The organism is Haemophilus sp. C1, from assembly GCF_001276515.1.
GTDB lineage: Bacteria > Pseudomonadota > Gammaproteobacteria > Enterobacterales > Pasteurellaceae > Haemophilus.
Genome location: NZ_LDVZ01000001.1, coordinates 81,098 through 99,868 on the forward strand (window position 1 = coordinate 81,098; position 18,771 = coordinate 99,868).

General features: G+C 37.1%; 19 protein-coding genes. 6 read left to right on the forward strand and 13 right to left on the reverse strand.

What is annotated here, in order from left to right; genetic code table 11:
* The first annotated feature begins 2 nt into the window (after window positions 1–2).
* Together uspE and ABW51_RS00500 are read left to right on the forward strand one after the other, a co-directional pair.
* Entirely contained in the window at window positions 3–932 is a 930-nt protein-coding gene (uspE, locus tag ABW51_RS00495; protein ID WP_053465093.1) for a universal stress protein UspE, read from the forward strand.
* Between the two features lie 200 nt (window positions 933–1,132).
* Window positions 1,133–1,969, forward strand: a complete 837-nt coding sequence (locus tag ABW51_RS00500; protein WP_053465094.1) for a DUF4198 domain-containing protein — start codon at window positions 1,133–1,135, stop codon at window positions 1,967–1,969.
* Between the two features lie 83 nt (window positions 1,970–2,052).
* Here ABW51_RS00500 and purN read toward each other — a convergent pair whose 3' ends face one another.
* Both purN and purM read right to left on the reverse strand, forming a co-directional pair.
* Window positions 2,053–2,691 (reverse strand): phosphoribosylglycinamide formyltransferase, encoded by a 639-nt coding sequence (purN, locus tag ABW51_RS00505; RefSeq protein WP_053465095.1) that lies wholly within the window; start codon window positions 2,689–2,691, stop codon window positions 2,053–2,055.
* Window positions 2,692–2,745: 54 nt separating this feature from the next.
* The gene (gene purM, locus ABW51_RS00510; RefSeq protein WP_053465096.1) at window positions 2,746–3,780 is read right to left on the reverse strand and encodes a phosphoribosylformylglycinamidine cyclo-ligase; all 1,035 of its coding nucleotides are present in this window, start codon (window positions 3,778–3,780) and stop codon (window positions 2,746–2,748) included.
* Window positions 3,781–3,959: 179 nt separating this feature from the next.
* Here purM and ABW51_RS00515 point away from each other — a divergent pair, with 179 nt between their 5' ends.
* From ABW51_RS00515 to trpA, 3 genes are read left to right on the forward strand one after another with little or no spacing between them, the layout of a single operon-like run.
* Window positions 3,960–4,718, forward strand: coding sequence for an SDR family oxidoreductase (locus ABW51_RS00515; protein ID WP_053465097.1), 759 nt, complete (start codon window positions 3,960–3,962; stop codon window positions 4,716–4,718).
* Between the two features lie 18 nt (window positions 4,719–4,736).
* Window positions 4,737–5,933, forward strand: coding sequence for a tryptophan synthase subunit beta (gene trpB, locus ABW51_RS00520; protein WP_053465098.1), 1,197 nt, complete (start codon window positions 4,737–4,739; stop codon window positions 5,931–5,933).
* Entirely contained in the window at window positions 5,933–6,739 is an 807-nt protein-coding gene (gene trpA / locus ABW51_RS00525; protein WP_053465099.1) for a tryptophan synthase subunit alpha, read from the forward strand. The genes trpB and trpA overlap by 1 nt, the downstream gene beginning before the upstream one ends.
* 50 nt (window positions 6,740–6,789) lie before the next feature.
* Here the strand turns inward: trpA and ABW51_RS00530 are convergent, their stop codons facing one another.
* Window positions 6,790–7,146: a DsrE/DsrF/TusD sulfur relay family protein gene (locus ABW51_RS00530; RefSeq protein WP_053465100.1), complete on the reverse strand. Its 357-nt coding sequence runs from the start codon at window positions 7,144–7,146 to the stop codon at window positions 6,790–6,792.
* A 19-nt stretch (window positions 7,147–7,165) separates the two neighbouring features.
* Window positions 7,166–8,119, reverse strand: coding sequence for an oxidoreductase (locus tag ABW51_RS00535; RefSeq protein WP_053465101.1), 954 nt, complete (start codon window positions 8,117–8,119; stop codon window positions 7,166–7,168).
* 58 nt (window positions 8,120–8,177) lie between these two features.
* On the opposite strand from ABW51_RS00535, the gene ybaK reads away from it, so the two are divergent.
* On the forward strand, window positions 8,178–8,654 hold the full coding sequence (ybaK, locus tag ABW51_RS00540; RefSeq protein WP_053465102.1) for a Cys-tRNA(Pro) deacylase: 477 nt from the start codon (window positions 8,178–8,180) through the stop codon (window positions 8,652–8,654).
* Window positions 8,655–8,700: 46 nt separating this feature from the next.
* On the opposite strand, the gene recD is transcribed toward ybaK, so the two are convergent.
* From recD to ABW51_RS00585, 9 genes are all read right to left on the reverse strand, one after another.
* Window positions 8,701–10,623 carry an exodeoxyribonuclease V subunit alpha gene (gene recD, locus ABW51_RS00545; protein ID WP_053465103.1) on the reverse strand — a complete coding sequence of 641 codons (1,923 nt, stop codon included), beginning with the start codon at window positions 10,621–10,623 and terminating at the stop codon, window positions 8,701–8,703.
* Window positions 10,623–14,258, reverse strand: a complete 3,636-nt coding sequence (gene recB / locus ABW51_RS00550; protein WP_053465104.1) for an exodeoxyribonuclease V subunit beta — start codon at window positions 14,256–14,258, stop codon at window positions 10,623–10,625. The genes recD and recB overlap by 1 nt, the downstream gene beginning before the upstream one ends.
* A gap of 147 nt (window positions 14,259–14,405) precedes the next feature.
* Complete coding sequence (locus ABW51_RS00555; protein ID WP_053465105.1) at window positions 14,406–14,990, reverse strand: tetratricopeptide repeat protein; 585 nt, start codon at window positions 14,988–14,990, stop codon at window positions 14,406–14,408.
* Between the two features lie 146 nt (window positions 14,991–15,136).
* The gene (locus tag ABW51_RS00560) at window positions 15,137–15,718 is read right to left on the reverse strand and encodes a hypothetical protein (RefSeq protein ID WP_053465106.1); all 582 of its coding nucleotides are present in this window, start codon (window positions 15,716–15,718) and stop codon (window positions 15,137–15,139) included.
* A 12-nt stretch (window positions 15,719–15,730) separates the two neighbouring features.
* On the reverse strand, window positions 15,731–16,042 hold the full coding sequence (locus ABW51_RS00565; RefSeq protein ID WP_053465107.1) for a tetratricopeptide repeat protein: 312 nt from the start codon (window positions 16,040–16,042) through the stop codon (window positions 15,731–15,733).
* A 337-nt stretch (window positions 16,043–16,379) separates the two neighbouring features.
* The gene (gene rplT / locus ABW51_RS00570) at window positions 16,380–16,733 is read right to left on the reverse strand and encodes a 50S ribosomal protein L20 (protein WP_005596075.1); all 354 of its coding nucleotides are present in this window, start codon (window positions 16,731–16,733) and stop codon (window positions 16,380–16,382) included.
* A gap of 65 nt (window positions 16,734–16,798) precedes the next feature.
* Complete coding sequence (rpmI, locus tag ABW51_RS00575) at window positions 16,799–16,996, reverse strand: 50S ribosomal protein L35 (protein WP_005596065.1); 198 nt, start codon at window positions 16,994–16,996, stop codon at window positions 16,799–16,801.
* Between the two features lie 210 nt (window positions 16,997–17,206).
* Window positions 17,207–17,731, reverse strand: coding sequence for a translation initiation factor IF-3 (gene infC / locus ABW51_RS00580; RefSeq protein ID WP_197271839.1), 525 nt, complete (start codon window positions 17,729–17,731; stop codon window positions 17,207–17,209).
* 150 nt (window positions 17,732–17,881) lie between these two features.
* Complete coding sequence (locus ABW51_RS00585) at window positions 17,882–18,694, reverse strand: D-hexose-6-phosphate mutarotase (RefSeq protein ID WP_053465109.1); 813 nt, start codon at window positions 18,692–18,694, stop codon at window positions 17,882–17,884.
* Window positions 18,695–18,771: the final 77 nt, after the last annotated feature.

Sequence of the window (18,771 nt, forward strand, 5' to 3'; positions counted from 1 at the left end):
TTATGAAATTTAAAAATATTCTCGTTGTACTTAATCCTAGTAATGAAAAACAGTACGCTCTTGCGCGTGCCGTGCGTCTGGTGAAAGAACAAAAAAATGAAACTAAGGTAAAAATTACCGCACTTTTATCTGTATATGACTTATCTTATGAAATGTCGGCTTTACTTTCTTCTGAAGAACGTTCAGAAATGCATCAACAAGTAATCGAAAAACACCGCCATGCGGTTCAATATTACTTAGATAAATATGCAGATCCAGAAATTGAATTGCAATCTCACATTGTTTGGAATAGCAACGAAGCTGAGGCGATTAAAGAAGAAGTCGAAGGTAACAATTATGATCTTGTAGTGAAATATACTAAAGATGAAGAAAGTTTTACCTCACTTATTTTCACACCAGTGGATTGGCAGCTTCTTCGTAAATGTCCCGTTCCCGTTTTGATGGTTCGCGATGGCGATTGGAAACATCAACGCCGTATTCTTGTGGCGGTGAATGTTTCTGGTGAGCAAGACTATCAAGATGAATTTAATCAAGAACTCGTGGAAACAGGCATGTCACTCGCTGAAAATTTAAATCGTGGCAATGTTCACTTGGTTGCAGCCTACCCTTCTGCACCAATCAATATGGCTATTGATTTACCAGAATTTAATACTTCAGGCTATGAAAACGGTATTCGTGGCCAACATCTCATTAATATGAAAGCATTGCGTCAAAAATTTGGGATTAGTGAAGACCATACTCATGTGCGTGAAGGTTTCCCTGAAGAAGTGATTCCTGAAGTCGCAAAAGAAATTGAAGCAGAGTTAGTAATTTTAGGTACAGTGGGACGCACAGGTTTATCTGCTGCATTATTGGGCAATACTGCGGAGCATGTGATTAGTAAATTAAGTTGTAATTTATTAGGCATTAAGCCATCTAAAAAAGACGATTAATAACAGCCATCTACATTTAAAAATTCCCTAAGTACTAAGGTATTTAGGAAATTTTTTTATATGCTTTATATAGATGTTTTGTGATCTAGATCACAAATATTAAATTTTCTCTAAATTACCATTTGAATGATAGTTATTTTTATTTAATATTCGCACTCATTTTTTATAAATGCTCCCTCTATTTTTTATTAAGGAAAGGTATGAAAAAAACATTAATTGCGAGTTTATTGGTTTTAGCTGGTGCAGCGCAAGCTCATGAAGTTTGGGTTCAAGCGCCTACAAAATTGGCATCTGGTTCTGTATTAAAAGCAGAATTAGCTTATGGGGACTACCCTTACATAGAAAAAATCCCTGAAGCGCGTTTAAAAATTTTTGCGCCAATGGAAATTATTCATCAAGATGGTGAAAAACAAACCTTAGTTCAAAAAGGTGAAAACTATCAATATCAATCAGAGAAAGCATTGTCTGATGGCTCTTATTGGGTGACAGCAACTTATAAACCAACATTTTGGTCACAAAATGCTGAAGGTTGGAAAATGGATAATTTGAAAGGATTAGAAAATCCAACTTATTGCGAACAAACTCAAATGTTTGGTAAAAGTCTTGTTACAGTTGGTAAAAAACCATTAAATGCAGAAATGGCAATGACAAGAGTTGGTTTACCACTTGAAATTGTTCCTTTGCGTGATCCAAGCAAAGTGAAATCAGGAGAACCGTTCCCTGTTCAAATTTTCTACCAAGATCAGCCATTAGCAGGTGAAACTGTAATTGCAACAGCAGATACTATTGTAGTGAAAGATCTTGAAGCAGGCACAAGCCATCGTGAACCACAAGGTTTTTCAGGTAAAACAGATAGTCAAGGACGTGTAAATATCATTCCATTAATTGATGGTATTTGGAAAATTAAAGTTATTCATAAAACACCATTTGCAGATCAACAAATTTGTCAGCAATCTGCAAGCTATAGCACATTAATTTTACCCGTTGGTAAAGGATTAGCTAAATTACCACCAAAACCAGAACACCATCATCATTAATTTTGAAAGTGCGGTGGAATTTCACCGCACTTTTATACCCTAATTAAATAAAAAATACAGAAATAGTCTACCTAAATCCTAAGTTATTCATTTGCATATCCTGATTTTAGCAAGGGTTTCCCATCTAAATATGCCAAATTATCTTTAAGTCTTAATCGACCTTCGATAAACCATTTAATCACAAGCGGATAAATTCTATATTCTTGCTCACGGGTTCTAGCTTCCACATCTTCTACATTATCTTCAGGAAAGATAGGCACTTTTGCTTGTAAAACAATCGCACCACCATCCACTTCTTCATTGACAAAATGAACGGTTGTGCCGTGTTCATTGTCGCCTGCTTCAATCACACGTTGGTAGGTGTTTAAGCCTGCATATTTAGGAAGAAGAGAAGGATGGATATTTAAAATTTTTCCTGCAAAACGTTGAGTAAATTTTGGGGTAAGAATTTTCATATAACCAGCAAGGACGATCAAATCTACAGCTAGGCTTTGCAAATAATCGCCAATGGCATCGTCCATTTCGAGGTTATTGGCAAAATTTTTGCGAAGAAAGACCGCTTGCGGAATCTGTGCTTGTTTGGCTCGAACTAATCCGTAAGCATCAGCTTTGTTACTTACCACACAAGCAATTTTGGCGGGAATATCGCCTGAATGGCAGGCATCAATAATAGTTTGTAAATTCGTTCCTTGACCAGAAATAAGGGCGGCAATTTTTTTCATTTTCTTCCTCATAGAAATCAGCCCAAAAGGGCTGAATTGAAATTTAAGATTTTATTATTGAATCTCAACCTGTGCTTCGCCTTCGCCAAGAGGTACAATTTTGCCGATAACCCACGCTTTTTCGCCCGCTTGTTCAAGCAATGCGAGAGCGGTTTCAACCTCTTTTTCTGGTAATGCAATTACCATACCTACGCCACAGTTAAAAGTGCGGTACATTTCATAACGACTAATATTGCCTTTTTCTTGTAACCAGTTAAAGATCGCAGGCCATTGCCAGCTTGATTCATCAATCACTGCTTTGGTGTTGTCAGGCAATACACGCGGGATATTTTCCCAGAAGCCACCGCCTGTTAAGTGAGCAATGGCGTGAACTTCGGTCTGCTTGATCAGCTGTAAAATCGATTTTACATAGATTTTGGTTGGTGCTAAAAGGTGCTCGCTAAGTGATTTGCCTTCCAACAAATCCGCTGGATTTGCACCACTTACTTCAAGCACTTTGCGAATTAACGAATAACCGTTTGAATGTGCACCGCTTGAACCAAGTGCGATTAAGGTGTCGCCCGTTTTCACTGCTGTGCCGTCAATAATCTCTGATTTTTCTACCACGCCTACGCAGAAACCCGCTAAGTCGTAGTCGCCTTCGTGGTACATTCCTGGCATTTCAGCGGTTTCGCCGCCGACTAACGCACAGCCAGACATTTCGCAACCGTCTGCAATACCTTTGATCACACTTGCTGCCACATCAACGTCTAATTTCCCTGTAGCATAATAATCTAAGAAGAAAAGCGGTTCTGCACCTTGCACGATTAAGTCATTCACACACATTGCCACTAAATCCTGACCAATGGTATCGTGTTTTTTCAAGTCAATCGCGAGTCGTAATTTTGTGCCTACTCCGTCTGTGCCAGAAACTAAAATTGGCTCTTTATATTTGGTTGGTAAAGCACATAATGCGCCGAAACCACCTAATCCTCCCATGACTTCAGGACGGCGAGTGCGTTTTAGATCGCCTTTGATACGTTCGATTAATTCATTTCCAGCGTGAATATTGACGCCTGCATCTTTGTGGCTAAGTTGTGTGTCGCTCACGATTAACCTCGAACAATTGAAATAAAAATTGGGCAGATTATACCACTAGGCAAACGTTTGCAGTATTGTTAAATTAATTCATTTGATAACATTCTTAAAATTAAAATGAAATCGCTTGCAATCAAAATTTATTTGTACTACTTTAATAGTACAAATAAGCTCAAGATCTAGGAGAAAAAATGAAAACCACAACCGCATTAGTTACAGGTGCAACCGCAGGCTTTGGCTTGGCAATCTGTAAGAAATTGATAGAAGCAGGCTATAAAGTGATTGGCACGGGCAGACGTGCAGATCGATTAGCAGAAATCCATTCGCAATTAGGTAACAATTTTCTACCACTTGCCTTTGATATTCGCGATGAACAAGCCACAATTAACGCTCTAAGAACCCTTCCTGAAGGCTGGCAAGCGGTCGATTTATTAGTGAATAATGCAGGTTTAGCTTTGGGATTAGAGCCAGCACATAAAGCGGATTTACAAGATTGGTATCAGATGGTCGATACCAACATTAAAGGATTGGTTACTATTACTCGCCTTGTGTTGCCAAATATGGTGGCTCGTAATCACGGGCAGATTATCAATTTGAGTTCAATTGCAGGTACTTATCCTTATGCTGGCAGTAATGTATATGGTGGAACTAAAGCTTTTGTAACACAATTTAGCTTAAATTTACGAACTGATCTGGCAGGCACAAAAATTCGAGTAAGCAATGTTGAACCTGGGCTATGTGGCGGTACGGAGTTCTCTAATGTGCGTTTTCACGGCGATGATGAAAGAGCGGCAAAAGTGTATGAAAACGTGCAATCAGTTCAGCCTGAAGATATTGCGAACATTGTATTATGGCTTCATCAACAACCTGAACACGTGAACATTAATCGCATTGAAGTAATGCCAACCGCACAATCTTTTGCGGGAATGAGCGTTGCAAAAGATAACTAAAAAATAATAGGAAAAAATATGTCAGACACACTTCTCAACCCTTATTTCGGCGAATTTGGCGGAATGTATGTGCCAGAAATTTTAGTGCCTGTTTTAAAACAATTAGAACAAGCCTTTGTAGAAGCACAAAATGATCCTACATTCCAAGCAGAATTTGCTGATTTACTCAAAAATTATGCAGGCAGACCGACCGCACTTACCCTTTGTCGTAACTTAACCAAAGGAACAAAAACTAAGCTTTATCTTAAACGTGAAGATTTATTACACGGTGGCGCTCATAAAACCAATCAAGTTTTAGGACAAATTTTATTAGCTAAACGTATGGGCAAAGCACGTATTATTGCCGAAACAGGTGCGGGTCAGCACGGTGTTGCGACAGCCCTAGCTTGTGCTATGTTAGATATGCCGTGCCGTGTTTATATGGGTGCAAAAGATGTTGAGCGTCAATCGCCAAACGTGTTCCGTATGCGTTTAATGGGAGCTGAAGTGATTCCTGTACAAAAAGGCTCTTGCTCTTTAAAAGACGCTTGTTGTGAAGCTATGCGTGATTGGTCAGCAAACTATGAAACCACCCATTATTTACTTGGAACCGCGGCAGGCCCTCATCCCTTCCCGACGATTGTGAGAGAATTTCAAAAAATGATTGGGATTGAGACGAAACGTCAAATTCTCGAACGAGAAGGTCGTTTACCTGATGCAGTGATTGCAGCTGTTGGCGGTGGTTCTAATGCAATTGGTATGTTTACTGATTTTATTGATGAAGCAAATGTGCGTTTAATTGGTGTTGAACCTGCGGGGAAAGGCATTGAAAGCGGTGAACATGGCGCACCATTAGGTCATGCAAAAGTGGGCATTTATTTCGGGATGAAATCCCCTTTAATGCAAACCGAAGATGGTCAAGTAGAGGAATCCTACTCTGTTTCAGCTGGGTTAGACTTCCCTTCTGTTGGGCCTCAGCATGCTTATTTACAAAGTATTGGACGTGCAGAATATCCAAGTATTACTGATGATGAAGCATTGAATGCTTTCCAAGAGTTAGCAAAACATGAAGGCATTATTCCTGCATTAGAAAGCTCACACGCTCTTGCTCAAGCCTTAAAAATGATTCATCAAGAACCTAACAAAGAACAAATTTTAGTCGTGAATTTATCTGGCCGTGGCGATAAAGATATTTTCACCGTAGATAAAATTTTGACAGAAAAAGGAATGAAATAATGAGCCGTTTTGAAACTCAATTTGCTGCACTTAAAGCAAAAAATGAAGGGGCATTTGTTCCTTTCGTCACCTTATGTGACCCTACTTTTGACCGCTCTTTTGAGATTATTTGCACGCTTGTAGATAACGGTGCGGATGCTTTAGAGCTTGGTTTTCCTTTTTCCGATCCGCTACTTGATGGCCCCGTTATTCAAGCTGCGAATAATCGAGCTTTAACTGAGGGTCATAGCACTGAAGATAGCTTTAAGTTATTAGAAAAAGTGCGGTCAAAATATCCAGAGATTCCGATTAGCTTATTACTTTGTGCCAATTTAATTTTTGCCAAAGGTTTGGATGCTTTTTATCAACGTTGTGCAGAAGTCGGTGTTGATGCTGTGCTTGTAGCAGATATTCCTTTACTCGCAAAAGAAGATTATGTGCAAGCAGCTAAAAAACACGGCATTCAACCCGTCTTTATTTGCCCACCAAATGCGGACGAGAAAACTATCCAAGGTGTAGCGGAAAATAGCGAAGGATATACTTATTTAGTCTCACGAGCAGGCGTAACCAGTGCTGAAAATCAAGCTCATGCAGCAAATTTGGACACCCTTGTAGAACAGCTTAAAGCCCATAATGCCCCACCAATTTTACAAGGCTTCGGCATTGCACAGCCTGCACAAGTGAAAGAAGCGTTGTCTTTGGGGGCTGCTGGTGCGATTTCAGGTTCGGCAACAGTAAAAATTATTGAGCGAAATTTAGATAATCACGAGCAATGTTTAGCTGAATTAGCTGAATTTGTTCAAGCAATGAAAGCTGCAACAAAATAAGCAAAAAAGAACCCGCACTTGTTGCGGGTTTCTTTTATCTACCGAGAAAATTAAAAATTTAATACTTTATCGGCTTCCATCGTCCAGTCTGCCAGCTCTGCTAACGTGCCTATTTCCACGCCCTCCGCCAACGGCAGTTCAGTGATACCACGAGCATTTGTGCAGGTTTTACAAAGTTTAATTGTCGCTCCTTGTGCCGTTAAAATTTCCAACATTTGTTGTAAATGATACCCTTCTGCTGGATTTTGTTTTGCTAAACCGCCAGTTACCGCATCAGACATTAAAAATATTTTTAAATTAACCGCACTTTTATGCTGATCTTGCAACTGTAAAGCCAAACGTAATGCACTAAAAAAATGTTCGTCACCATAAGGGGATGAATGGATAATAAATAGAATATTTTGCATACTCTTCTCCTTAATTTCATTAATAACCTTGCTGATAAATTCCTTCCAATAATTTCACTGAAAGTAAGACTAGATTAAAGCGTTGTTCATCTGCCACAGACCAGAATTCTACGCCATTTTCTACCGCACTTATTTGACTTAAATGAAGTTTTACTGATTCTTCGCCATTTTCTTGTTCTCCATTAAGTACAGGCGTAATTAAGGTTTCTTCTAAAGCGATAAGCTCGCTATTTTGAGGCTGATAGTCAAAATCATAATCTGAAAGTGCGGTGACTTTTTGCGCCAATCCATAAAATACAGGCACTTGGATTGTATGGAATGTAGCACGATCTAATTGCGGAAAAATTCGTTGTAATTGATTCGATAAACTAGGTGTTTGATGTGGATAAACATCAAACGCTAAACGCGTTTCTCCTTCATCTAATGGAATGCCATTTAATAAACGGGCTGTTTGTCCCGCAAGTTTAGTCACGGTTTCCGCATCCGTATAAGAAGCTGGCAATAAAGAGGTAACAAATACTTGATTGAGATTAGTCTCTTGTAAAATCGGGGCAAGCGTTAAGGCAAGTTGGCTTACTTGTGGATCAGGCAAGCTGACAATGTTACGTTGTCTCAGTTCAAATAATTGTGATTCATTTACAGTTGGAACAATAACTGGCACATCCGAAAGCGCACTGCAAACGCCTAACATATCAATAACAATACAGCCCTGCTCTGCTGCTTGCGCAATATGGGCAACTTGCTCAAGTTTTCCTGCAAAAAACACATAATTAAAATCAGCCCACTCAACTTCATTTGGAGAAAGTTGTTCAACGCCTTTATTGCGAAAACGAATATTTTGTTCTTCTTCAAAAGGTGTTATTTCAACAATAGAAACGTTACTAATTTCAAGTGCACTTTGTTCTAAACGTTCTACAATTTTTTCACTTAATTCAAATTCTGCTGCTATCGCAATATTTAAGGTTGCGTCCATTTTTCTCTCCGCTGTAAAATAATCGGCATTATTTTACACCAAAACCAGGAACGAAATAATGACACCTGCAATTGATTTACTTAAAAAACAAAAAATTCCTTTTATCTTGCATACTTATGATCATGATCCGAATAATCAACATTTTGGTGATGAGGCAGCAGAAAAACTAGGCATTGATCCTAAGCGCTCTTTTAAAACGTTACTTGTGGCGGAAAATGGCGATCAGAAAAAACTTGCTTGCTTTGTGCTTGCAACGGCCAATATGCTGAATTTAAAGAAAGCAGCAAAATCTATCGGTGTTAAAAAAGTAGAAATGGCGGATAAAGATGCGGCGCAAAAAAGCACAGGTTATCTTGTAGGGGGAATTAGCCCGCTCGGTCAAAAGAAACGCGTTAAAACCGTGATAAATTCAACTGCACTTGAGTTTCAAACGATTTATGTTTCAGGCGGAAAACGTGGACTAAGTGTAGAAATTGCACCACAAGATTTAGCAAAAGTATTAGGTGCAGAATTTACTGATATTGTTGATGAATAACTGATGGATTTACAAATTTAAAGGCGGATTCATTCCGCCTTTTTGACTAATTCAACTCTTCCAATAATTTCCCCAATCCGCTTTGGCGTTTTACGGTCTGGCGAATTGCTGTTTTCCATATTTTTTCATCGGCAAATACAGTGAGTTCTTTTTTCGCACGAGTCACGCCCGTGAAAACTAATTCTCGCGACAATACTGGATTTACTTCTGTAGGAAGCACCATGACGGTATGTTCAAATTCGGAACCTTGAGATTTATGAATCGTCATCATAAAAGCGGGTTCATGTGCTGGAATTCGGCTTGTCAGCACTTCTCTATTGCCAAACCATACTTTACCATTCGCCAAGCACAGTCCAATATCGCCGTTATAAAGGCGAACATTATGATCGTTTTCAGTAATCATAATTGGCTTGCCGATATACCAATCTTGTTCATTACGGAACCAAAGCAATTTTTCCTCTCGCAACGCTAATGCGATTTCTTTATTGAGATTTTCAACACCTAAATCGCTATTACGAAGTGCGGTTAAAAATCTCACAGAATTAAATTGTGCTTGAATAGCTTCGGCATAGGAAATGCCTTGTTCATTTTTAGCGTTAGGATCAATTTTTTGTTTACGTAAATCATCCAACATTTTTAAGAAAGTGCGGTAATTTTCCACCGCACTTTTTACTACTTGATTAACCGTATCGCTTTCATCATTTAAGGCATTAAAGTGCAATTCTTGCGGATAATGTTCAAATAACCCAAGGCTATCGTCTGCTTTGCCTTTTTGAATGAATTCAGCTAACTTGCCAATACCTGAATCTTTATCAAAACGACGGCTTTCTGTTAGATGGCATAAACAATCACGTATTGGATTTGAACAATCAGTACCTTTTACTTCGTATCCTGTCGTCGCTTGCAAATATGCAGCTTGTTCATGACTATAAGGTTGATTAACAAATTGTGCCAATTCCCCCAATACCGCCCCCGCCTCAACAGAGGCTAATTGCGCCTGATCACCTAATAAAATTAATCGAGTTTCAGGCTTTAACGCATTGATAAGTTTTGCCATCATCGGCAAATCAATCATTGATGTTTCATCAACAACTAATACATCTAATTGCAAAGGATTATGACTGTTATAGCGCGTGTAATCATTAAAGGCATTCACACCTAGTAAACTATGCAAAGTATTGGCTTTTTGCGGAATCGCATTGAAAAGTGAATCGGATAAATTCATTTTTTCTTGCATAAAACCTAACGCATTTTTAATCGACTCTTCCAGACGAGAGGCTGCCTTACCAGTCGGTGCAATTAATTTGATATGTAATTTACAATCAAATAATTCTTGTAGAACGAGCAATAAACGCGTAACTGTCGTGGTTTTTCCTGTTCCTGGGCCGCCTGTAATAATCGAAAATGGACTTTTAATCGCTGTCGCCACTGCCACTTTTTGCCAATCTATTTTTTCCTGTTTTTCAGGGAAATATTTATCCAATTTTTGACGAATTTCATCATAAGAAAAGGCTAAAGTGCGGTTATTTTTTAAGGTGTTTTTGATATATTGTGCGATGCGATATTCATCTTGCCAAGCGCGATAGAAATACAACGCACCAAATTGAAATGCCATTGGCGCAATTTGATTGAGGGGATCTTGCGTAAATGCCATATGCCCGCACAACGCACATTGCCAATCTTCCACAGGTAAATAACCAATCTTTTCAAGGATTTCTGCTAAATAGTTTTCTTCTGTGGTGCGATAAGCCAAACCAAATAAATTATGTTCTAAATAGCGATCTAATTGGCTGCAAGTATTTCCCTGCGTATAACGCCAGCTACAAAGTGCGGCTAATAATATGGCTAAATTTTTGACTGGTTCCGCATAATCCGTATGACATTGTTTATCAGCTATCAACTTAGCAAAATAATAATCACCTTGAGAAAGAATGCCCTGCTCTTTAAGTTTTTGTAATACGGATAACATTAAAACACCCCATCTAATTCTGTGATTAATTCAACGCTTGGACGATCGTAAAATACGCCAGATTGTGGCTCACCATTCATTCCACGTAAGAAAAGATAAAATACCCCGCCAAAATCTCGCGCATAATCGTAATGAGGCACAACGCTTTGTAAATAACGATGCAATGCCAGCGTATAAATTAAATATTGCCAATCATAGTGACTGTGTAACATTTCTTTTTTCAATGCCTCTTGATTGTAATCAGCAAGGGTTGAACCTAAGAAATTAGATTTATAATCAATAAGATAATATTTCCCATTATGGCGGAAAACTAAGTCAATTGAACCTCTCACCATGCCCTGAATCTGTTCAAATTGAAGTGACTCACTTGGCAAATGATGATGGGCTTTCAACGCACGATTAAAAGTATCAACATCAAAATGTTCCCGAATAGCCAGATAAAATGGCATTTCTTTAATACAATCTTTATTTGCCAAATCAGCTAATGCTATTCCTATTTCATTAGAAAGTGGCGTATGTGAAATCTGTTGTAGCCAATTTTGTAGCGGTTCTGTAAAGGTTTCATCTAACTGTAAGGATTGTCTTAATTTGTCAATTTCTTCTGTATTTGCTAAATCAGAAAAATAGCAATTTTCAAAATGGCGATGCAATGCAGTCCCGACTTGTTTACCTCGTGGCAAATCTAAAATGTTTGATTCATTTTCGTTTAAAAGTGCGGTCGAAATTTCAATAGCATTTTGGCTGTCATAATCTTTTGCGTCATCAAAAAGAGCTTGTTTTTTACCCGCACTTTCAGTGAAATAATGCTGGCGGCGATGTGCTTGTTCAATTGAAGTAAAACTGGTTATTCGCCAATCTTGTTCAATATTGCCCGTAAATTCTGCGGCTTTAAGATCATCATTTTTTGTATTAATTGATAAAGTCGGAAAAGCCTCTAAATTTGGCTTAGTGCAGATTTCCACATTATCTTGCATTTTTTCTTTAAAGGCTTGCAACAACGTCTCGGTATCTTTAGGTGCTGATAACGCTATTTCCTTGCCTATTTCGCCTTGACTTAATACATAATGTAAGGCATTCCATTTTTTATCAAATTGCGCAGGCAAAGCGAATGCCATTTGATATTTGGCACGGGTTAAAGCCACATAAAGTAAACGTAACTCCTCCGCAAAAGTTTCTTCATAAAGTGCGTTTAAATTACGATTTTCCATATCCCATAAGGTTTCATCTCGTTCTTTAGAATAATAAATATTGATGTCTTTTTTACTTGGATCTTTGCTCGGCACGGCTAAAAATGGTAGCCAAACTAAATCATATTCTAAGCCCTTAGATTTATGGATTGTCACTATTTTTACCAACTGACGTTCACTTTCTAAACGAATTTGAGCCTCTTGACGACCTTCGCCTTGAATTTGTTTTTCAAACCAACTGAGCAATGCCGCTTCACTTTCGTGTATCGTGGCAGCTTGTTGTAAAATTTCTGCCAAATGTAGGAAATCCGTTAAATCTCGCTCGCCCGTGGCTTGACTTAATAATCGCTCTGAAATGCCTTGCTCCAATAAAATTTGATGTAGCATTGCTAATATCCCTTGACGCTGCCAAGTTTGTTGATATTGAGCAAAGCTATCTGCCCAACGTTGCCAGTCTGCCTCATTTTGCTGAATTTGATGAATATCCGCTGCATTTAAGCCAAAAAGTGCGGTCGCAATTGCGTTCAAAATTGGACGTTCAGCCACATTCAAACAAGCTTTAAGCACCCAAGCTAATTCTTTCGCAACATTGCTATCAAATACACTATTTTGATCAGAAAGATAAACTGACGCGATCCCCAATTTTTGCAATTCATTTTTTACTAAAGCCGCTTCATTTTTATCACGCACCAACACGGCAATATTCGCCGCTTGTAAGGTTTTACAGGTATCTTCATTTTGAAAAACTGCCTGATTTTCAGCCGCACTTTTTAGCCAATGTTGAATAGAAATAGCACATATTTTTGCCATTTCAGTTTTATTCACTTTGCCACTTTCAGTTAAATAAAAACGATAAGCAGGTTCTGCCTTACCGTTTAAATAAAATCGAAGATGATCATCACGAGAATCAACAGCAGTAAAGTTAATATTTTGATAAATAAATGGCGATTGAGGAAAATCGAATAAAGCATTTACTCCATCAACCAAATGCCTCTCTGAACGATAATTTTTAGTGAGTTCAAAGCGAGATTGGGCTTCGTCTGAGGCTTTTAGATAAGTAAAAATATCTGCACCACGGAAACGATAAATCGCCTGCTTCGGATCGCCAATCATAATAAAACCAGTATTTTTTTCGGGATTATCACGATAAATTTTTGAAAAAATAGCGTATTGTTGTGAATCCGTATCCTGAAATTCATCAATCATCGCGAAAGGATATTGGAAACGAATCATTTCCGCTAATTCATCTCCTTGCGCACCTTGCAAGGCTTCACAAAGCAAACGCAATAAATCATCAAAGGATTTTTCTTGATGATTAAGTTTATAGTCTAAAAGTTTTTGTTGTAGACCTTGGCGATAATGATAAAGAGTGAGTTTGCTTAGTAAAGCTGGGGATATTAAAGCATTAACTCGCTTTTCAAGATCTTCAAAAATCGGTGAATAAAAAGGCGTTGCCGGTTTTTTATCTTTATTTTTATCAGTTTGTTCTTCGTAATTTTTCTCAATAGATGATTGTAGAAAATAGTCTTTCAATGTGGTATTAATTTGATAATCTCTAGGATTATTTGACCATTGATTAATTTTATTAATCCAATCCCCTAAACGCTTTACTTGGTACTTTTTACGATTTAACGATTTCAACTGATCTTTTGGATAATCTTTCTCCAGTTCATTGGTAATAATCGCTGAAATTTCATCCGCACTTTCTAACCAAAATGCCTTTAATTCATTCAACGCCTTTTGATAACCACCAAGATATTGCGGTAAAAAGATTTGTATTGGTACAGATAACGCCTGTTTATTTTCAATCTCCACTTGCAAATCTTTACCTAAATCCGCTTTCAACAAAGACAACACATTTGCAGGTGATACTAATTCTGTCGCGATAAAATCCGCAGATTCAAAATCCAACGGATAAAAATGTTCTCGCCAAAATTCATTAGCAAAACGAACTAATAAATCAGATTGATCTTTAATTAACTCTAAATTGAAGTGAATGCCAGAATGGAAAGCATATTGCATCAACATACGGCGACAAAAACCGTGAATGGTATAAATCGCCGCCAAATCCATATTTTGCTCAGCTAGCTTTAAGCGATGAATTACCTCAAAAATATCTAAATCATGACAAAGTGCGGTAAGAAATTCATCATTTTTAAATGCGGATTTATCTTTGGTTTCTGCAAAGGCTATGAGTTTACCAATCGCATCTGTTATACGCTCACGAATTTTTTTCTTGAGTTCTTCTGTCGCCATATCCGTAAACGTTACCACCAGAATTTCTTCCACATTTAACGGACGAGAAAAGTTATTTTCTCCCGCCTTTAATAAAAGTCGGAGATATAAAGATCCAATAGTGTAGGTTTTCCCTGTACCAGCGGATGCTTCGATTAAGCTAATTTGATTTAAAGGCAACGTGATAGGATTTAGTGGGATTGTTTCGGCCATAGATTTTAACAGATGAGAACTAATGGCATTATTTTACAAAATTTGAAGTTAAAAATGCAAAAAAAGACGCTTTTCAGCGTCCTAATAAATTTACTTTTTATAAAGTTATATAAAGTATTTATACAAATTTTAAAGAAAGTTCATCTATTACTTATTCTTGTTTAGATAATTATATACTTCACAAGCTTCTTTTAAGCCATTATTACAGGCTTGCTTAAAAAATTTCTTTGCTTTTACTCTATCTCGCTTTATCTCAAATCTCTCTGCTTTACTAGAATCTAAATAAATTGTACCTAACTTAGCTTGAGCAGCAGGGTTACCTTGCTCAGCTAATTTTTCATACAATTTCATTGCCTCAGAATAATTTGCTGTCATACTCTCATAGATAACAGCTAAATTTAATTGAGCATCTACGTGCCCCTGTTTAGCTGCTTTTTTATACCATTTAATACTTTCTGGTAAAACCTTACTTTTATTAGAATCTAAGAGAATCATAGGATCCTTTTGAAACATTAAGTGATACATCAAACCCAAATTAAATTGAGCTGATACGTTACCTTGTTCAGCCAAAGGCTCCCAAAGTTTCAAAGCTGTTTGGTAGTCTTCTTTTTCAAGGGCTTCAATACCTTGCTGTAATTGCTGTTCTGTTAAATCAGCCCAAGCAGTAGATTGAAAAGAAAAAATTAAAGTACCTAAAAGTACAGTGGTAAGAAGTGTTTTTGTGAATTTCATATATAACCTTTAAATATATTAAAAAATAAATTATTTGGTAAAATATTTTATTGGTATCTCTGTAAAGAAATACCAATAAACTGTAAGAATAAAAATCATTAGGCTCCAAAAACGAATTTTATTCAGATAATATTTTCCTGTAGTTATTAAGTTTCCTTTAATCCTTCAAATCCCACCCCTTTTAATAAAATACGAGTAACATTTTTATTAAGAGATTCAGCTCTTCCTTTAAAGCCTCGCATATCGCCAAAAGGAGTAAAGCCTGCAATAGTTGCTATTTCTTGATTCATTAATCTCGCATATTCAAAACAATCAATAATTGCGTCTCGTAAATCATCATCTTTAACTTTTTTACCGTGTACAACACGATCTCGTATGTTTTCAGCTTTTTTAAGCTGTTTACTGATATTTTCAGGCAATGGACATCCAAAAATATTATTGTAAATTTTTCCAAAATCATTTCGCTTTAAATGATGATAATTAATAATGCTTGTTGCTACTTCTGCTTCAGCCCCTAAACACTTCACAGATCCGCCATAAAGTAATCTATTTTGTCCTTGTTCAATTTTTAAGAAAAGATAGGCTATGACAATTTCATATTCATAATCATCATTAATCAACTTTGGAATATGTCCGAAATATTTTCGAATATTTTCTGGTAAAGCTTGGTATTTAGTTAATATACCCTTATAGCTTTTTACTTCTTTTTTAGTATTTTCAATCTTCATAAAGAATCTCCACTATTGCAAATGTTTGCAAGCTTTTTGATAACCGTTATCACAAGCCTTACGGAACCATTTGTTAGCAGTAGAAATATTACTTTTTACCCCAATTCCTCCGGCATACATAAGACCTAAAAGATATTGGCTATCTGTATGTCCCTGTTTAGCCAAAGGTTGAAGAAGTTTAAGGGCTGTTTCATAGTCATTTTTTTCAGAGGCTTTAAGAGCTTGTTGAAATTGACTTGTGGTATCTGCCCAAGCAGTAGATTGAAAAGAAAAAATTGAAGTAGCTAACAATGCGTTAGTGAGAAGTGTTTTTGTCAGTTTCATAACATACCTATTAATTAACCTTAATTGAAATACCAAACTTTTTTGTTTAGCAAGATGTTTTGTTGTTATCTCTGTAAAGAGATAACAACACCCAGTATACTGGGTGCGAAAAGGTTAAAAATTAAACTTTAAATAACTAACAAAATGCTTTTTTCTTATTAATATTTAATCATTTAAAATGATAGAAATAGGCTAAAAAACGCACACTGGTTTTAGGAGGATAATTTAGCGAAATTATCAATTTAGAATTTATAGAAAAGATAGACTTATCTATCATAATAATGAAAAAAGGACGCTTTTCAGCGTCCTAATTCTTTTTTATCTAAACTTTAAAAAATTAAAGTGCAGATTTTGCTTTTTCAACTAATGCAGCGAACGCTACTTTGTCGAATACAGCGATATCAGCAAGAATCTTACGGTCGATTTCAACGGATGCTTTTTTCAAGCCGTTGATGAATTTGCTGTAAGATAAACCATTTTGACGCGCTGCAGCGTTGATACGTGCAATCCATAATTGACGGAATTGACGTTTACGCTGACGACGGTCACGATATGCGTATTGACCAGCTTTGATCACCGCTTGGAAAGCAACGCGATACACGCGTGAACGTGCACCATAATAACCTTTAGCAGCCTTAAGAACTTTCTTATGGCGTGCTCTTGCAATAACACCACGTTTTACACGAGCCATTATTTAATCTCCTATGTAATATTTTTCTAAAATGAACTAATCGTACGTTTTGCTTAAATAACGGCTTATGCGTATGGTAAGCAAGCTACTACTAAAACTTGGTCTGCTTTCGCAACCATTGATTTATGACGTAAATGACGTTTACGTTTAGTTGTTTTTTTAGTCAAAATATGACGTAAGTGAGATTGTTTACGCTTGAAACCACCAGAAGCAGTTTTTTTGAAGCGCTTCGCTGCGCCGCGTACTGTTTTGATTTTAGGCATTGTTAAAATAACTCCGCATTTTTCGTTTAAAACAACATAATCAGGCGAACTTAAAAAGTTACTTGGAAGCACTGATCATTTCCATCATAAGGCAAATTAAATTGCCTTTTCAAAAGCAGTTAGGCTGCGTAGTGTGCCCAACATGCAGTTGTCTTTTCATTTAAGTCAAACTTAAACAAAAAGATTTGCTGAGAAATCTCAGCAAAATTCTTATTTTTTCTTCGGTGCTAACACCATTACAGCCTGACGACCTTCTAATTTACCCGGCGCAGATTCAATCACAGAAATTTCAGCTAAATCATTTTTAACGCGCTCTAACACATCAAAACCAATGTCTTGATGAGCCATTTCACGACCACGGAAACGCACGGTAATTTTTGCTTTGTCACCGTCTTCTAAGAAACGGATTAAGCTGCGTAATTTAACTTGATAGTCACCTTCGTCTGTGCCCGGGCGGAATTTAATTTCCTTCACTTGCACAACTTTTTGTTTTTTCTTTTGTTCTTTAGCGGTTTTACTTTTTTCGTAAAGGAATTTACCGTAGTTCATAATGCGGCAAACCGGCGGCTCTGCATTTGGGCTAATTTCAACAAGATCAAGCTCTGCTTGCTCTGCCATTTCTAGGGCTTGTTGAATAGAAACAATTCCTGCTTGTTCACCATCTTGGTTAATTAAACGAACTTCTTTTACACGAATCTCTTCATTGATACGGTTTGGGCGATTTACTGCCGGCACTTTTTTTACGGTTTTAATAATCGTATTCCTTCTATTGGTTAATAGTAAAAATCTTTTCGCTAAAAATAAAAGATTTCAAATTTGTTGCCCGTAAGGAACGAGCAAAATCCCACGAATTCTATAGTATTCACACCACTTATGCAACAAAATTTAGCCTCTAAGGGAAATTTCTACGCTTAAACTTTCGCCAAATTTAAGCAAGTGATGAATACGTGCAGTTTCTAAGCACAACATCGTTTGATAGCCTGTTTCAGTCATTCCACTCGTTTTCTTGTGCCAAGGATTCCAAAGGACAAATTGGCTTGCATTATGATGATGCAGTGCAATCGTACGATTGAAACTTTTATCTACGATTTGATTCTGCATTTTTTCTGCGGAATAAATGCAATCAACATTTTCAGAAATGTGACACGGTGACGGAACGTTTTCTTGTTGTTGGTTTAAGCTATTAAAACAAGTTTCAGGTAAACCCTGTACTTCCACTTGATTAATATCCCCAATATTGAAATAGGTATGCAATGCGGCTTGTGCAGGTTCTTCGCCATAATGTGTGAAAGTTAAATGACATTTGTCTGTAAATACCATTACAATTTTAGCTTCGATAATATTTAAATCAGAAAATAACTCAAATTCTAACCGCACTTTATGTGATGAAATATCGTAATGACTCAACTGCCATAAGCGAATACGAGCTGTGCCGTGTGCAGGTTGTTTTACGCCACCAAACCAAGGATAACAAATCGGTACACCACCACGAATAGCATTGCCATTTTCGAATGGTTCTACTTCACTTAACCATAATACATCTTGCTTCGCATTTTGCGGTTTCCAACTTATAAGCTGTGCCCCCTGTAAGGAAATTTTTGCTGTTCCAATCGCATGTTTCAAGTGAAGAACTGGGATGTTGTTATGTTGAACAAGGTGAAGCTCTGGTGTCAGTGTTTTTAGTAATGTTGTTTTCATGTTTATTCCTGTGGTTTTAAAAGATAAATAAGGTTCAGAGATAACAAAGGGCGTATCAAATACGCCCTTAATCTACG

Bases quoted from the DNA above. Each gene is read 5' to 3' on its own strand.
- ABW51_RS00565 (WP_053465107.1), bottom strand. From the start codon at position 16,042: ATGAAACTGACAAAAACACTTCTCACTAACGCATTGTTAGCTACTTCA.
- ABW51_RS00515 (WP_053465097.1), top strand. From the start codon at position 3,960: ATGAAAACCACAACCGCATTAGTTACAGGTGCAACCGCAGGCTTTGGC.
- purN (WP_053465095.1), bottom strand. From the start codon at position 2,691: ATGAAAAAAATTGCCGCCCTTATTTCTGGTCAAGGAACGAATTTACAA.
- ABW51_RS00535 (WP_053465101.1), bottom strand. From the start codon at position 8,119: ATGGACGCAACCTTAAATATTGCGATAGCAGCAGAATTTGAATTAAGT.
- ABW51_RS00585 (WP_053465109.1), bottom strand. From the start codon at position 18,694: ATGAAAACAACATTACTAAAAACACTGACACCAGAGCTTCACCTTGTT.
- uspE (WP_053465093.1), top strand. From the start codon at position 3: ATGAAATTTAAAAATATTCTCGTTGTACTTAATCCTAGTAATGAAAAA.
- recB (WP_053465104.1), bottom strand. From the start codon at position 14,258: ATGGCCGAAACAATCCCACTAAATCCTATCACGTTGCCTTTAAATCAA.
- rpmI (WP_005596065.1), bottom strand. From the start codon at position 16,996: ATGCCTAAAATCAAAACAGTACGCGGCGCAGCGAAGCGCTTCAAAAAA.
- recD (WP_053465103.1), bottom strand. From the start codon at position 10,623: ATGTTATCCGTATTACAAAAACTTAAAGAGCAGGGCATTCTTTCTCAA.
- ABW51_RS00530 (WP_053465100.1), bottom strand. From the start codon at position 7,146: ATGCAAAATATTCTATTTATTATCCATTCATCCCCTTATGGTGACGAA.
- ABW51_RS00500 (WP_053465094.1), top strand. From the start codon at position 1,133: ATGAAAAAAACATTAATTGCGAGTTTATTGGTTTTAGCTGGTGCAGCG.
- rplT (WP_005596075.1), bottom strand. From the start codon at position 16,733: ATGGCTCGTGTAAAACGTGGTGTTATTGCAAGAGCACGCCATAAGAAA.
- trpA (WP_053465099.1), top strand. From the start codon at position 5,933: ATGAGCCGTTTTGAAACTCAATTTGCTGCACTTAAAGCAAAAAATGAA.
- ABW51_RS00560 (WP_053465106.1), bottom strand. From the start codon at position 15,718: ATGAAGATTGAAAATACTAAAAAAGAAGTAAAAAGCTATAAGGGTATA.
- ybaK (WP_053465102.1), top strand. From the start codon at position 8,178: ATGACACCTGCAATTGATTTACTTAAAAAACAAAAAATTCCTTTTATC.
- trpB (WP_053465098.1), top strand. From the start codon at position 4,737: ATGTCAGACACACTTCTCAACCCTTATTTCGGCGAATTTGGCGGAATG.
- ABW51_RS00555 (WP_053465105.1), bottom strand. From the start codon at position 14,990: ATGAAATTCACAAAAACACTTCTTACCACTGTACTTTTAGGTACTTTA.